Source organism: Eikenella sp. HMSC061C02, from assembly GCF_001809035.1.
Lineage (GTDB): Bacteria > Pseudomonadota > Gammaproteobacteria > Burkholderiales > Neisseriaceae > Eikenella > Eikenella corrodens.
This window is the reverse complement of record NZ_KV795516.1, coordinates 1-282: the sequence shown is the minus strand read 5'-3', so window position 1 is coordinate 282 and position 282 is coordinate 1. Positions and strand designations below refer to the sequence as shown.

Sequence of the window (282 nt, the reverse complement as noted above, 5' to 3'; positions counted from 1 at the left end):
GGGGCTTAGGAAGCAAAATTTATTTTAAAGGATTTTCCCGCAACATTCTCAGCAGTATTTTATATAAATCATCATGCCTGTGATTGAAGCGGAACTCGGTTTCTTTTAAATGCAGGTAAAACGTATGTTTCGGCACCCCGTTAAATTGCACCAAGCGATGCTTGGCGTAACTCCAAAAAGATTCAATACCGTTAATATGCCGCGTACCACGGACAAACTCATTGTCACCATGATGTACCCTGAAATGTTTGGCAAAACCCATGTCAACCAATCCCTGATAAC

At 41.1% G+C, this 282-nt stretch carries 1 protein-coding gene; it reads right to left on the bottom strand.

Annotated features, from left to right (window positions below):
* Window positions 1–19 precede the first annotated feature (19 nt).
* Window positions 20–282, bottom strand: a 263-nt coding sequence (locus tag HMPREF2541_RS11490) for a transposase (protein ID WP_141744168.1), incomplete at its 5' end; no start/stop codon positions are given.